General features: G+C 40.5%; 10 protein-coding genes. 5 read left to right on the top strand and 5 right to left on the bottom strand.

The window, feature by feature from the left end:
• Positions 1–442 precede the first annotated feature (442 nt).
• Positions 443–664: a hypothetical protein gene (locus BLS33_RS13435; protein ID WP_089890024.1), complete on the top strand. Its 222-nt coding sequence runs from the start codon at positions 443–445 to the stop codon at positions 662–664.
• A gap of 17 nt (positions 665–681) precedes the next feature.
• On the opposite strand, the gene BLS33_RS13430 is transcribed toward BLS33_RS13435, so the two are convergent.
• Positions 682–3036 (bottom strand): hypothetical protein, encoded by a 2355-nt coding sequence (locus BLS33_RS13430; RefSeq protein ID WP_218129560.1) that lies wholly within the window; start codon positions 3034–3036, stop codon positions 682–684.
• A gap of 373 nt (positions 3037–3409) precedes the next feature.
• Between BLS33_RS13430 and BLS33_RS13425 the strand changes: the two genes are divergently transcribed.
• The 4 genes from BLS33_RS13425 (at position 3410) to BLS33_RS13405 (ending at position 10563) form a co-directional block, all read left to right on the top strand.
• The gene (locus BLS33_RS13425; RefSeq protein WP_089890021.1) at positions 3410–4804 is read left to right on the top strand and encodes an efflux transporter outer membrane subunit; all 1395 of its coding nucleotides are present in this window, start codon (positions 3410–3412) and stop codon (positions 4802–4804) included.
• Positions 4805–4848: 44 nt separating this feature from the next.
• Entirely contained in the window at positions 4849–6057 is a 1209-nt protein-coding gene (locus tag BLS33_RS13420) for an efflux RND transporter periplasmic adaptor subunit (protein ID WP_089890017.1), read from the top strand.
• Between the two features lie 7 nt (positions 6058–6064).
• Entirely contained in the window at positions 6065–9232 is a 3168-nt protein-coding gene (locus tag BLS33_RS13415; protein ID WP_089890013.1) for an efflux RND transporter permease subunit, read from the top strand.
• A 518-nt stretch (positions 9233–9750) separates the two neighbouring features.
• A complete protein-coding gene (locus BLS33_RS13405; protein ID WP_089890007.1) occupies positions 9751–10563 on the top strand; it encodes an endonuclease/exonuclease/phosphatase family protein in 813 nt (270 codons plus the stop codon).
• Positions 10564–10663: 100 nt separating this feature from the next.
• Here the strand turns inward: BLS33_RS13405 and BLS33_RS13400 are convergent, their stop codons facing one another.
• From BLS33_RS13400 to BLS33_RS24865, 4 genes are all read right to left on the bottom strand, one after another.
• The gene (locus BLS33_RS13400) at positions 10664–11713 is read right to left on the bottom strand and encodes a type I restriction endonuclease (RefSeq protein WP_089890004.1); all 1050 of its coding nucleotides are present in this window, start codon (positions 11711–11713) and stop codon (positions 10664–10666) included.
• 113 nt (positions 11714–11826) lie between these two features.
• Positions 11827–12492: a helix-turn-helix domain-containing protein gene (locus BLS33_RS13395; protein WP_089889999.1), complete on the bottom strand. Its 666-nt coding sequence runs from the start codon at positions 12490–12492 to the stop codon at positions 11827–11829.
• Positions 12493–12506: 14 nt separating this feature from the next.
• On the bottom strand, positions 12507–14468 hold the full coding sequence (locus tag BLS33_RS13390; RefSeq protein WP_143017611.1) for a tetratricopeptide repeat-containing sensor histidine kinase: 1962 nt from the start codon (positions 14466–14468) through the stop codon (positions 12507–12509).
• Positions 14469–14552: 84 nt separating this feature from the next.
• On the bottom strand, positions 14553–14708 hold the full coding sequence (locus BLS33_RS24865) for a hypothetical protein (RefSeq protein ID WP_176801388.1): 156 nt from the start codon (positions 14706–14708) through the stop codon (positions 14553–14555).
• Between the last annotated feature and the right edge of the window lie 387 nt (positions 14709–15095).

The following is a 15095-nucleotide window of genomic DNA, read 5'->3' as shown; positions in this document are numbered from 1 at the left end:
CAAAGCATATTAATGTAAGTACCGACAACAAAATGATGTAAGAAAGAACAATAGGTTTAGAGTTTTTTAAAGGAATAATTTCAAAAAAGCTACACATTAGCCCCCCCGTAATTGGTATAGGTTACCCTATTGCAGGAATGCCTTATGTCCAAGATTTTTTCAGCGATGAGCTTTGGTTCATTCCAATGGCTATGGGCTTCACGATTAAGCGTAACTTACTTGCACATTTAAGGTTATTTGCCCGGGGCTAAACGCCCAACAAATTGCATTTACAGGACTGGCTCTTAAAGAGAAAACCCATAGCAATCCCTTCGACTACACAAAAATCTGACTTTCTGTCATAAAGAATCGTTATCGAATTATAACCAAATACAATCCGTTATACCCTGATATAAAACGGAATATCCTTAACTTTAAATCAAACCGTTAACTATAATACAAAATGGATTTACTGAATAAAGCAAAAGAACTGGAAGATATGAAAATGAATAATATGTCCACTAGCGATAGGGTTGTAGCCTCTCGTGAAGCTAAAAAATTGATTTTGGCTATCAACGAAATCTATAAGCAGACGAAAGACCCTGATTTGATGGATGTCATGAAGCGGTTGACCGATAAAAAACGAAAAATCGAAAAACGATTAAAAGGGAGGCCGGCTGCATAATCACTAGATTATCTGATTTAAGATCCTTCGGCAACATCCCTAGATAATTTTATTGCGGTGCCCAAGGTTTTATTGACCACAGGATAGAGATTCCAATTGTTATTATCAACTTGTTCCAATTTCCAATCCCTATCGGGTTTCATAAGAAGTTTCCTTATGTAACGTGGAAATGCATTTGCCGCTCTAGCATTTTCCCACGTCCTTATTACCTTAAAAATGGCATCCTTGTGAGGGCAGCTTTCCACATCTTTCTGATTTAAATACAGACTATAAGTGGTTCCGAGACCGACAGAAATTGCTTGTATATGTTCGTATTGATCCACAGTTGAAGTGGCATTGATTGGAAAATTACCTCCCATACCCGTCGGAAAATAATTTGCATAGGTAACATCTCTAAGATCTTTACCTTGGCTAGTGGTACTGCCCCATTCCCTAGTTTCCACATCATAAAGATTTTTTCCTCCTCCTACATTCCAAATACTCTGATAATGCCAAGAACCTTCCGATAATGTGGCACCTGTAAAACGGATTGGTGGAATACCATGAAATGTAGCCCTTTCGAACATTTTTCTAAAGAAACGTTTGGCAGAGTAATAACCATGCCCGTTGTTGAACAAAAATTCTTGTCCATCGAAATCGTAATATCCTAAACCATTTATAAAAGCAACATCGGCATAGTATTCGGCAATCTTATCTTGAAGTTGCATATTGGGTATCAATCCGTCATAGCCATAGTTGATTGTTACTTGCAATTTGTAAATGGTGTCATTTGTTGCGTGTTCTGTCGGTGTGGTGCCCCAATAGCCTCGCTCGACATTTAAAAGTTTGTATGGTTCTGCATCGGAAATACCTAGGTAATGAATTAGCTCCTTACCAATCTTCACCATATTCAGATTTTCGGCATGCCCTTCCCAACTGGCTATCTCCTCCATATATTTGGGATCGTCCACTACAATTATAGTATCTGTAGAAGTGATATTATTCATCAACAAGCGTTTTTGCTGATAACACAGACTATCACTAGGAATGGGGCTGGCATCCTTGGTTCCAGGTGCCAATGAACTAGTTATCGGTGTTCTCCCAATGGTAATGCCATATTTTGCTGCCATTTTTGAGAATTCTTTGTGCGACTTATTCCCGGATGTTAATTTTAATGGTTTCTTCTCGAAATTCTTTCCATCAATATACCCTTCATTTCCGCGATCTGGTCTTAAGAAACTTTGATCATATAGGCTGATTGCCTTAAAACCTAATCGAGAGGTGTAGGATATTATACTATCGTACAAACCTCCACTGGTAATGGCATCGGGAACATAAGCTGTCGGATCCTTTACCCATTTTCCATCTATAGTGGGATAAGGTAGTCCTTCCGACAAAACAATATCCTGAACTACACCCATAAGAGCGGTACTGTCAGGACTTCCCCATAACGCTACGGATGATCCTATATAATCGACTCCTTGTAGCGGTTGTATCTCCAGATGGTTGGGCGTGTTGGCAGGCATATTGGGTATCAAGGAAAAATATACTTCTCTTTTTTTTGACCTATCCCTTGAATTATAAGTGATTGATATTCTTCCTTTTTCATCAACCTCAGCTGCGTTACCGTAAACAATCCTATAATAGGGCTCCTTGTGGGCGTAAAATGCCACATCACTTATTCCATTGCCCCCAAGTGTAAAAACCTGTCCTTCATGAAGGTCCTTCGGCAATGGGTATTGTAGGCTATCGGGGGAGTGGATTATATATTGGAAAGGTGCGGCATCGGCAATGGTCCTTGAAGTGCCGCCCAACGTATTGTCGTTGAGGGCAAGCATCCCGATGGAATAATTAACGGTTTCAGAGGTATCCCTTGCTACCCCAATAATTTCCCCAAAAAGATTGGTGATGTTCGTATGGATGGACCCCCATTGCACTCCCTCGATATCTTCACGGTTGGTCAATGAAATAAGGGTAAATTTAAGATACTTGTCCTTTGGCTCAACACTGATTTCGGCTACAGCATTGTTTCCATAGGTTAGGTTTAAAACATTCTTAGATCTATTATAAACAGCACTTATGGGTTCAAACAAGGTGTCCAGTTTACTATTGTACAAAGTCAATAATGGGGATGGCTTGTCTGACGGACTTAATTCGCGAGGCTGTTGCTTGGTTATGTCCTTCATACTGTAAATTAGCCCTCTATCATTCAAGCTAATATCCAAATACTTGGTCTTGAAGTTGGTTGGGGCATTATTACCACAACTCATAATCAATATGGGGACTACTGTTAAAAGCCAACTACTTCTATAACTAATCAAATTAGAGCCAATCCCACTCCGCTGAAAAATGGATTTTAATCTCTTGGTAATAGCGACGAATTTGTTTACCATATTATTAAATATTTCACACCTTTGAGAACGTAATAAATGTTCATTTTAAATTTGCAAATTACTCTTTTTGAGGCAAAAAAATTATGGAATAGTCCCTCCAAATATCGAATATGTTTAAATAGCTTCTATAAACAATCGAATTTTGTTTGGCAACCGAGAATGAAAGCTCCTTATCCTTAAAGCAAACGGTTCGTTTCCCGCTATGGAATGAGTCAAAAGGAAAAATGGAGGGTGGCCCTGCCTCAAATCTAAGGGTACATTCATAGATAATTATGTTTTTGTTAATACAATAGTTCCACAAAAAGATTTATTTTAGGTGGGTATCGATATTCGACATACCAATTACACCAACAAACCATTCTTCTAGACCAAGATGAAAATCAAATCAAAAGGAACAGAAAGCATACTTCTATTTTTTATTGCTACTATTGGTTTGTTCTTTTTTGGTTGTTCGCCCCGTTACTCAAATGTAGCGTTGCCTATAGATGATGTACAAGAATTCTCATATAATGGAGCAAGCGTTGTGGAAGATAAATGGTGGACGTCCTTTGAAGATGAAAGACTCAATCAATTAATCGATAGTGCATTACAATCAAACTTCGATTTGGCCGCAACTTGGCAACAATTTTTGGCGGCGAGGGCCACAGTGAGCAGGGAAGCGTCGAACAAATGGCCGCAAATTGAAGCCTCTGCACAGTCGGCAGTAAATTTTCCCGAAAATGATTTTACCGGGGGAGAGAACACACAGTTAGGGCTTTCCGCAACCTATGAACTAGATTTATGGGGCAGGATACGAACCGCCGTCCAAGCTGAAAAATTCAGGGCCGAAGCAAGTCTGTTCGATTATCGTACGGCTGCAATATCGCTTTCGGCAGAAATTGCATCCACGTGGTACCAACTCCAGGCAGCAAAAAAGCAATTGAGAATTACCGAAAATCAGATTACGACCAACGAAGATATTATCACATTGATCCGCTCCCGGTTCGTTGGTGGCCAAATTCGGGCAGTCGACATTCTGCGACAGGCCCAATTACTGGAAAGCACCAAAGAACAACAGATTATCTTTAGTACCAATGTGCGTCTTTTAGAAAATCAATTGGCCGTTCTTTTAGGAAAACAGCCTCAGTTAGATATGACTTTCGAAAATATCGATCTGCCTGAATTACCGGTACTTCCCGAAACCGGACTCCCTTTGGAATTGGTGCGGCGTAGACCCGACCTACAACGATCGTTTTCAATTTTACTCGCTGCAGATCGCGATATGGCAGCTGCCGTACGCAGCAAATATCCAAGAATTTCGATATCCGGTAGAGGCCAACTGCGTGCCAATAATTTTGACAACCTTTTTGAAAACTGGGCCTACTCTTTGGCAGGTAATATTCTAGCCCCCCTGTTTTATGGTAAGCAGTTAAGCGCAGAAGTTGAAAGGTCGCTAGCCATAAAACAACAAAGATTGTATGAATACGGGCAAACCACCTTGGAAGCTTTTCAAGATGTCGAAGATGGACTTGTAAGAGACATCATGCAAAAGAAGCGCTTGGAAAACATTGGTCGTCAACTCGAACTAGCCGAAAAAAGCAACAAGCAATTGCGGGTAGAATTTTTGAATGGTTTCAGTCCGTATTTGGATGTCCTCCTCGGTTTAGATCAAGAACAACAATTGCGCAGGGATTACGTCTCGGCACAGTCACAGCAAATTCAAATACGCATCGGTCTGTATCGGGCTTTGGCAGGGGGATTTGATACGGATAGGAACATCGATTATTAAGATTTTTGAAATGTCTTTAGGGATAGAAAAAGCAAAATAGCACTATGAGCAATAAAAAAATAGTGGGCATCTGTTTGGCCATTCTTGTTGGCGGACTGGCCATTACCATACTAATTTTTTCCACGGAACCGGAAGCAGAAACGGAAGGTGCCAGCATTGAGACGGCCATGTTGGTAGAAGTGATTTCCGCAGAGCAAGGTACTTACGAACCCATTATTGTAGCAACAGGAACGGTACAACCTGTTGAAGATGTTACTTTGAGTCCACTGGTCTCGGGGCAAGTTATCCGAAGAGACCCCGCTTTTACTCCAGGTGGTTTCGTCAAAAAAAACCAAGTGCTCTTGCAGATCGACCCGTCGGACTATCGCAATACCCTTGAACTCAGAAAGAGTGAACTACTACAATCGCAGAGTACGCTGGAAACTGAAATGGGAAGACAGCAAATAGCAGAACAAGACTTGCAACTTATTGCAGATGATTCCCTTTTCGGCGACAACCCGCTTTCCGAAGGAGAACGACAACTTGTCTTAAGAAAACCACAGCTTAACGCGGTGAAAGCGACTATAGGCGGGGCTAAGGCTTCGGTAAATCAAGCCAAGCTCAATCTATCGCGAACCACCATACGCGCTCCTTTTGACGCCCATATTTTAAGCCAAAATGTAACCGAAGGCTCTCAAGTCGCGCAAGGTGATAATTTGGGACGTATCGTGGGTACCGATTATTATTGGGTGATGACAACTGTGCCCGTGTCTAAATTGCAATGGTTAAGTTTCCCGAAGAGTGATTCTAAAAAAGGATCCCCTGTACGTATAAAAAATTCTACCGCATGGTCTACCGACACCTATCGAGAAGGATATTTAGACAAGCAAATCGGAGCTCTTGATAATCAGACCCGTCTGGCGAGGGTGCTGGTAAAAGTTACCGACCCTCTGGCCAATGAAGCAGATCAAGAAGGAATGCCCACTCTGATGATAGGCACCTTTGTAGAGGTATATATACAGGCCAACCCGGTTGCAGAAGTCGTGCGGCTTAGTAGAGACTACATTCGAAGCAATGAAACCGTATGGGTGATGAAAGACGGTAAATTGGAAATCCGTGAAGTTGATATCGTATTGAACGATGATGAATATGCTTATATCCGCAAAGGTTTGGTGGCCGGTGAAAAAGTAGTCATTACCGATTTAAGTACCGTGAGTAGTGGCATTGGTTTACGAACCGCGTCGGACACGCCCGAAAAAGAAATGAAGCAATAGGAAGAGCATGAGCGAAATAGAAGAAAAGGGAAATCCCAGAAAAGAGGGCGCCATTGGTTATATGGCGAGAAACTCCATTGCTACCAATTTGCTCATGTTGGTATTACTTGGCGGAGGTATTTTTACCATGTTCAAAATTCAGAAAGAAGTATTTCCAGAATTTCAGCTCGATTTTGTAGAGGTTTCCGTTGCCTACCCTGGTGCCTCCCCTGCTGAAGTAGAGCAAGGTATTTTACAACCTGTGGAAGAAGCCGTTCGCGCTGTTCAAGGTATCAAGGAAATAGTATCCGAAGCCAGCGAGGGCTCAGCTGAAGTAAGTATTGAACTGGTTGCCGGTACCGAACGAATGAAAGCTTTTCAAGATATTGATCAGGCCATCAATCGCATTCGCACCTTCCCCGATGATATTGAACAACCTGAAGTAAGTCTGCAATCGCGCCAAAGGGATGTATTGCGGGTAGGCCTCTACGGTAAAGCTGATATTTGGACGCTCCGCCAACTTGCAGAACGCTTGCGCAATGTATTGCTTAGCAACCCTAAAATCACCCAAATTGAATTTGGTAATGTACCGGACTATGAAACCCGAATCGAAATCCCTCGTCGCAATCTTCAAAAATATAATCTAACCCTTGGCCAAGTGGCCGATATTATCGAACAGAGTAGTAACGATGTACCCGCTGGTGCTGTTCAAACCCAAAGCGGTGAAATTCTGCTTCGTATGCAAGAGCGAAAGCAATGGGCTGAAGAATTTGGGAATATTACTGTTATATCTTCAGAATCTGGTGCAAAGATCGCCTTAAAGGATATTGCAACCGTAACCGATGGTTTTGAAGAAACAGGATTTCACGGACAGTTCAACCAAGAAAATTATGTGGAGCTCCGTATTTATCGTATTGGAAACCAATCCCCTTTAGAGATTGCCGATGCAGTAGAAAGCATCTTGAAAGACTTTCAATTACCACCTGATGTCAAATACCGCACCGATAGCAATCGTGCAGCTGATTATCGGGAGCGGCTCTCATTATTAACCGAAAATGGAATACTTGCCATAGTCATCGTTCTTATCATATTGACACTTTTCTTAGAATATCGTTTGGCCTTTTGGGTGATGATGGGCATGACCGTTTCATTTATTGGCGGAATAATCTTATTGCCCCTAATTGGCATTAGCGTAAATATGATTTCCATGTTTGGCTTTTTGGTCGTTTTAGGTATTGTGGTCGATGATGCCATCGTGGTTGGCGAAAACGTATATGAATACCGCCAAAAAGGGCTATCCCCGATGGAAGCCGCAATTGCTGGAACCAAAGATGTTTCCTTTCCTGTAATTTTTAGTATTGTCACCACCATTATCGCCTTTGTTCCCTTACTTTTCATGCCCGGTGAAACCGGAAAATTCTGGCAACCTTTGCCTGCCGTGGTTATCGTTATTTTGGCAGTTTCCCTACTCGAAGCCCTCTTCATTCTACCCTCCCACTTGGGTCATCTTAAACAAGAAAAGAACAAAAGTAAATGGGTACTTAAACTGGAAGGGTGGCAACGTTCTTTCGCCAAAAGTTTCGACCGGTTTGTTGAAAAAAGATACCGCCCTTTTCTAGATCTCTGTTTACAATACAGATACATCACCCTTAGTGCGGCCATAACCCTTTTGCTAATTGTGGGAGGATTTGGTCTTAGCGGCCATATGGGAATGATTATGATGCCCGAAGTGGCCGCGGATGAAATTGAGGCCGGTGTTCGTTTGCCCGTAGGTACGACACCCGATCAAGCAGCAAAAGTAGCACACGCTATTTCTAGTTCTACACAACGCATGTTTGAAGAACACAATCTTTATGAAGTAGCTGAGGGCATAAAGACCAACGTACGCGGACAAAATTTTATTGATGTCGAAATTGTAATGCTGCCACCTGATCAACATGATGTTAGCGCTGCGGAAGTTATTGCCCTATGGCGTGATAATATTGGGGATATTGAGGGAGTAGACCAAATTACCTTCGAAGCGGAGCGGGGTCCAGGTGGAGCGCGACAAGATATCAGTATCGACCTTAGCCATTCCGACATTGATGTATTGGCCAGGGCCAGTGCTTCTTTTGTGGACAAGATGAAAGCGTTTTCCAACACCCGTGACGTCACCGATAATTACAATAAGGGAAAAATGCAGTTCGACTTCAAGTTATTACCGCAAGGAAGAAATCTTGGATTGACCTCAAATGAAGTGGGCCAGCAAGTCCGTGATGGTTTTTTTGGTGCTTTGGCAATGCGTCAATTAAGGGGCATGAACGAAATAGAGGTGCGGGTCAAATTGCCTTTGGAAGAACGGAAAGACATCAACAACTTGGAAAATTTTTTAATACGTACCCCAAATGGTATAGAGGTTCCACTGATGGACGTGGTAGAAGTGGAACAACGTGAAGCCTTTAGCAGCATCAACCGCAGGGATGGCCGCAGAGTCGTCAATGTAGGCATGGATGTAGAACCTGCCAATACGGTCAATCGCGTGATAGCTTCGGTACAAGAAGAAGTGCTACCGCAACTACGCGCAGATTTTCCCGGGATAACCTGGACTTTTGAGGGCAGTCAGGCCGATATGCGAGAGAGTACCAATACGCTTAGGTCGGGCTTTGCCATTGCGATGCTTTTGATATACACCCTGCTTGCTATAGCTTTTAGTAGCTACACGCAGCCTCTCATTGTTATGACCGCCATCCCTTTCGGGATTGTAGGGGCCGTAATAGGCCATATTTTGTTAGGATATGATCTCTCACTGGTCAGTTTAATGGGGGTTATCGCATTATCAGGGGTTGTTGTGAACGATTCGTTGATTATGATAGACTATGCCAATAAACGCCGCAGGGCGGGCGACCCAATTTATAAATCCATTCACGAAGCAGGACTCCGAAGGTTCCGTCCAATAATGTTGACCACGATGACCACTTTCGGGGGTCTGGCCCCGATTATTCTAGAAACCTCGAGCCAAGCGTTCTATTTGATTCCCATGGCCATTTCATTGGGGTTCGGAATAGTATTTGCCACAGCGATCATATTGGTCATCGTACCCTGTCTTTACTTAACTCTGGAAGATATCAGACTTTTAGCCACAAAGGGAAGAACGGTAAAACAAGTGGACGTTTCGGAGTCAATAGAAACTGAAAAAACCGTTCTCAGTGACAAATAAGTACTATATCAATTTGATTATCTCGTTTATTAGTAGCCAATGATAATTGTGCTTACCAAAGTCCCTAACAGAAATAGAAATTCCTAATATTATTATTTACATCTACTTTCACTATCTCCCATACTTTTTTAGTATTTCATAGCAGAAAATTTACAAAGAATTAAAATTCACACTTTTTCGGCCAACACCCTTTTTCTTCGTCAAGAACAGTGCTAAACACCTTTAAACGAACATGTTTCACTTAGAACGACTAGTTTCTTCAAAAGTTCAAGTTCGCACTAATTTTGTAGGAAACAAATGTCATGAAAGCCATCTTAGTTAACATCAAAAAAGAATTCACTAAAGATAATATCATAGCAGCCATCAGTTGCCTGATCATTTCAATAACCGTCTTTTTTATCATGCAAGTGATGAAAAGATAGCACATTTCAGCTCCCATCACTTTTGGTCAGATTACGGTTATCTGTAAATAACCATTCCTTTTTTCGTTATTTTCGTGATGCTACAACCACGACCAAATGATTAAAAAACTTTCCTTTCTATTTTTCATACTTTTTCATTTTGCTCTTTTTTCGCAAGTTGACAACATCAGCTTAATTTCATGGAATATTCGCGATTTTGGCAAAACTAAAAACAGCGAAGAATTAAATCAAATTGCCGACATTGTAAAAGATACTGATATCTTGGCCATTCAAGAAGTAGTATCCGGCTACGGTGGTGCGCAAGCGGTCGCAAAACTTTCTGATATTCTTAATAGAAAAGGGGCCAAATGGGATTATGTCATCAGCAACCCTACCAAAAGTTCAAAATATGTCACCGAGCGCTACGCTTTTATTTGGAAGACCCGACATATCAAAATAAAAAATAGAGGTAAATTAATCAGCGCCCTAGATTCGGTAATCGACAGAGAACCCTATTTAATGGAATTTTATATAAATCAGGAAAAGTTGACCTTGGTGAATTTCCATTCAAGGCCTTTTGATAAAAATCCCGAAGCGGAAATAGAGGCGTTAACCACGTATATAGATACTAGTTTAGTCGCCCCGTTAATTCTTGCGGGCGATTTCAATGTAGACGAGGCTAAACATGTTTTTGATGATTTTAGGGCAAAAGGGTTTCGAGCCGCCATTTCTGATCAAAAGACAACTCTTAAAAGAGGGTGCAATGGCACTGGTTACCTCAATCACCCTATCGATAATATTTTCTATTCCCAAGGAATCTATAAAATAAAAAGCGGTGTAATTGATTTTGTAAGGTTTTGTGACAATCTGGAAAAAGCCCGAAAGCTTTCAGATCATCTGCCGGTTTTTTTGGAGTTTTCAATTCCGTGATATAAACTACCCATATTACACCCTTGACCTACGATACATCTGCAGAAAGAATTGGATTAAAAATGATATTTATGTATACCGCAGCAACATTTCTTTTCGTTTAACTTTCATAATAATCAACGGTATTTAATAGTTCCGTTTCATATTGATATATGTCATCAACAGTTTGTAATGGTTTACGAATCTCAAGTTTATTTTCGTCCATTAGTGCCAAGTATTTGGTGGAACTTCCGAGATATAGTCGACAAAGTGGTTTCCTATTATTATCATCTAGCAATATGCCAAAATACGATTGGGTATCGCGGTGTACAATACGCTCGACAGCTAATTTTCTTCTTAATATCGCCACTATAACTCGATAGCCTTCCAGCTCTTCTTCCGTGGTGATTATCTTACTGACAGCTTCAGGTTCCTGAACTTCTTCTTGCTGTTTCTCAGACTCCTTGTTTAGCGCCGCATTTAAACGGTCATTTACTTTTTCACTAATGGTCTGCAAAAACGCTTTGCTTACCAAGTCTGTAAATTCGGCCATCACTTTTTCGGTAAGTCTACCTGAATGCACTTTACCAGCAAAAAGTTTTACAAAATGATACGAAGGTGCTAATAATTCTTCCGCAATCAACTTTTTAATTTCTTTGGTGTATTTTAAAGAACTGGCATTATCGACTATTTTCTCAACATCAAAATTAGATTTATGAAATTTGCCAATTTCATGTACCGCGCTTTCCTTTAGCTCAGTAATGTTAAATTCCAAAAAAGGTTTTTCATCCATCTTGTTGGCTGCCTCTAGGTCGGTATAGAAGCGATATTCAATGCCATTTGTAAGCAGTGCAAATCGTGTCTTCGTAGTGTGAAAATATCGAAACAACTGCGAATTATGTGCATTTAGTTTCTCTTTCCAATTTTTGCACTCGATGATAACTATCGGTTGACCATTTTGAAAAATAGCATAGTCAACCTTTTCTCCTTTTTTGAGCCCTAAATCTGCCGTGAACTCTGGCACCACTTCTAGTGGATTAAAGGTATCGTAACCCAACAAATTGATAAAGGGCAATACAAAAGCGTGTTTGGTAGATTCTTCAGTATCGATTTTATCTTTGAGCTGTTCAATTTTTTCAGCAAGTGCCTTAAGTTGATTTTGTATTTCCATGATTATAGATTAATTGCGTCCCAAACCTACTCCCATAAAAAGACAATCCCTTACAGATATCCGTAAGGGATTAAACTTTACTTTTGTTCGGCCATTTTCTTGAAAACTGCTATTTATATTTTTCCTTCCCGGGTAAGTTTGGCAATAAGATGTGTGGTGTTTTTTGCCCCAAATTCATCAAATAACTTGCCAACCCTTTTATCAATGGTGCTTTCGCTATTCGGCGAAATATTCTGTCGCTTAAATTTTTCGACGATTTCCTTTTTACTAAAACCATCGGCAAGGTCTTTTAAAATCTTCAGGTCGAACGCATCCAACTCAAAAACATTGTTGGCGGTGCTTAAATTTATTTGTGGGGAAACATACGTTTTATCGGCATGAATGGCGTCAATGGCATTTACCAGCTCAATCAAGCTGTGCCGACCTTTGCAGACATACCCATCTATTTTCTGTTCTTGAAAAAGTGTCTTGATTTTAACGGGGTTGTCTTCCATCGAGTTCACGATGACCTTTAACCCGGGTTGCAAGGTTCTAGCCGCTTTGATAAGTTCCATGCCGGAAGAAAGCCTCCTATCTATATGGCTTTCCTTAAAAAAAAGGTCTGTAATCAGTAGTTCGAAAGGAATCGCTTTTTCTTGGGCAAGCTTAAGCCTATTAAAGGCCGTATCGCAATAGAGTTCTTCTTGTATTTCGAGAATATTTAATTTATTGCGTAAAGCATCGACAATACCTCTATTGGTATCTTGAAAATCTTCGGCAATCAAAACTTTTTTAAACATGGTATAAATCGTTTTTAATTCGGGATGTTGATCTCCACCTTAAATCCTTTTCCTTTTTCCGATTCAAATATAATTGTTCCGTCAATCGCCTGAATACGCTTTTCCGTATTCCGTAGTCCATTTTTAGAATTCAGCGCTTCTTCGGAAGCCCCTACCCCATCATCGGAATATTTGACTTGCAAGAAATCTACATCCCTATTAAAAGTTATGGCAACCAGAGATGCTTCACTATAAGCCGCCATATTCATCATTATTTCGCGAAGTACTTTATAAAGCACCGTTTTACTCAATCCACTTATTACCGACCAGTCGATTTCTTTACTTCCTGTAGTAAATAATTTTGTTGTTGGCGGTGTTTGCAACCTAAGCATTTCAAAAAGTTCGTCTTTATAAGAGGCTCCCGTATCGACATTGTTGATTTCTCTAGAAAAGTCTCTGCTTTGTTGATAAAGACCATCTATCTTATCAAGTAGTATCGATTTTTCGGTATTGTTCTGAATTAAAAGCATTGTATGGTTCAGTTGCGCCCCAAAATCATCATGAAGCCGTCTCGATAATTGTGCTTCGGTCTCATAAACGGCTTCCAACTTTTCAATTTTATTACGTTGCTCTAAGTAGGTTGCCTTCTTCTTAAGGTCTTTAGTTCGTTGTCTGAAGTAGTAATAAATAAATCCTAGCCCCAGGCAAGCGACAAAAAAGGCAAAAACAAAGGTTATCTTATAGTTTCGTTCTTTGACCACTTCAAGCTCTTGAACCGCTTTTTCGGTCTGAAGCCTTAGTATCGATTCTTGTTTTAACCTATCGTCGTATTTGTATTTGGCAAATTGGGTTTTTACCTTGAGCTCTTGGGCATACATACTGTCTTGTAGAAAGGTATACCGGTCTCTGAATGCTATATTTTTAGGATTCAAGTCAATAAGGAATTTTAGAACATCTTGCTCGGCTCTCGGTATCCTTAACGATTTAGATAACCGAATTGCCGAATCAAAATAGGCGCGGCCCTTTTCAAGATCGCTTGCCGCATAGTATTCCCCCAGATGGGTATAACTGGCTATTTGCCCGCGCTTGTCACCATCGGCAATTCTGATGCCCAGAGCCTGGAAAAGACTATTTGGGGTATCATTGTCCCCAGACAACCATTGGGCGTAGGCCAGGTTATCAACGACCCTGGCATATTCCCTTTGTTTTTGCTGCAGTAACGAATCCTTTAACACCTTTTGCAGTAGGCCGATGGCATTTGCGTATGCCCCGTGGTCGATATAGGTAGCGGACAAATTATTGGCATAGATTAAATTGTCATTTTCCGAATCGGTGAATTCTATTGCTTTCGAATAGTAGTCAACGGCATCGGTATAATTCAAGAGTTTTCTATGATTGGTGGCGAGTGCATTGAAACAAGAAGCAATATATTTGGTATCATTATACTGATTCAGGAATTGCAAAGCTTCGGTCAGGGTTTCCTTGCTTCCGAAAAAATCGTTTTGATCTTTTTGAATAAGCCCCATACTCAACAACCGTCTGCCCACTTGACTGCTATCCCTTAAATTCTGAAAAGCATTTTTTGAAATGTTATAATAGAAATAGGCGCTATCATAAACACCACGATTTTTAAAATCATATGCCAATCGATGACTTGCTCTTCCTACAAAATAGTCGTCTCCCAGCAAACTTGACTTTTTAAACAATAGTGCATCATAATATGCAGCACTATCCATTTGCTTTAATTTATAGTGAAGGGCACTCTTATCGTAAAGAAGGGCGAGCGTTAATTTATCTAGTGCAGTTTTTTGTTTGTTCGCATAAGCACTATCGATCCATTTCAACCTTTGCTCAAAATCAAGTTCGGTATTCTTACTGTGCTTCAAAACTTCTTGAATTCCATTGTCGTTCATTTTTGAAGTTTCAGAATCCTCCGAATTCTTACATCCAATGCAAGCCAACAAAATCATCAAGAAGAAAACGCGGGCATATGCCATGTCAAAATTAGTTTGACTATAAATGTAATAAAATAAAAAAGCCATATCCGAAGATATGGCTCGCTTCATTATTGGTCGATGGCATTAACCATCGCCCCTTCCATCATCTACATCTCCATCGTCGCCCTCTGTTGCCTGAGTCTCATAAAGAGAATCGCTTTCTGCAATGGAGTCGTCGGTACAAGAAAATAGGAACGTGTTAAAAACTAATGCCATTACGGCTATGATTACTTTTTTCATAATTATTATCTTAAAAATTGGACATGCCAGTGGCCGTCCGAGTTAATACTCCGTGAATTCTGCGATGATTTATCGCGCTAAAAAGTGAAGAGACGTCTCCCTTGTTCGAGAAGTAGAAATCCAAATGCGGTAGCTCATAACTTACTTCTCGTCGGATTAATCACCGACCGCATTGTGGATTTCCGTAAGAGTGATTTTTTCTAGAATCGCTATGTTAGCTTAACACGGCGAAAATCATTCTTGAGGACAAATTAAATGGAAGTTCAAAAGAGTATTACAGACAAAGAATCGACTTGTTTTAGACATCTTTTAGACACCCGTTAAATAAAGAGTCTGCTGGGTATTGTGTCGAATATTTGTCCGTTTAAAATTTGTATTTTTAATGCA

The organism is Kriegella aquimaris (assembly GCF_900103215.1).
GTDB classification, from domain to species: Bacteria; Bacteroidota; Bacteroidia; order Flavobacteriales; family Flavobacteriaceae; genus Kriegella; species Kriegella aquimaris.
The sequence above is the reverse complement of the archived record's forward strand: the minus strand, read 5'-3'. Positions and strand labels throughout refer to the sequence as shown.

Excerpts from the sequence above, each read along its gene's own strand:
- BLS33_RS13435 (WP_089890024.1), top strand. The coding sequence starts at position 443 with ATGGATTTACTGAATAAAGCAAAAGAACTGGAAGATATGAAAATGAAT.
- BLS33_RS13430 (WP_218129560.1), bottom strand. The coding sequence starts at position 3,036 with ATGGTAAACAAATTCGTCGCTATTACCAAGAGATTAAAATCCATTTTT.
- BLS33_RS13425 (WP_089890021.1), top strand. The coding sequence starts at position 3,410 with ATGAAAATCAAATCAAAAGGAACAGAAAGCATACTTCTATTTTTTATT.
- BLS33_RS13420 (WP_089890017.1), top strand. The coding sequence starts at position 4,849 with ATGAGCAATAAAAAAATAGTGGGCATCTGTTTGGCCATTCTTGTTGGC.
- BLS33_RS13415 (WP_089890013.1), top strand. The coding sequence starts at position 6,065 with ATGAGCGAAATAGAAGAAAAGGGAAATCCCAGAAAAGAGGGCGCCATT.
- BLS33_RS13405 (WP_089890007.1), top strand. The coding sequence starts at position 9,751 with ATGATTAAAAAACTTTCCTTTCTATTTTTCATACTTTTTCATTTTGCT.
- BLS33_RS13400 (WP_089890004.1), bottom strand. The coding sequence starts at position 11,713 with ATGGAAATACAAAATCAACTTAAGGCACTTGCTGAAAAAATTGAACAG.
- BLS33_RS13395 (WP_089889999.1), bottom strand. The coding sequence starts at position 12,492 with ATGTTTAAAAAAGTTTTGATTGCCGAAGATTTTCAAGATACCAATAGA.
- BLS33_RS13390 (WP_143017611.1), bottom strand. The coding sequence starts at position 14,468 with ATGGCATATGCCCGCGTTTTCTTCTTGATGATTTTGTTGGCTTGCATT.
- BLS33_RS24865 (WP_176801388.1), bottom strand. The coding sequence starts at position 14,708 with ATGAAAAAAGTAATCATAGCCGTAATGGCATTAGTTTTTAACACGTTC.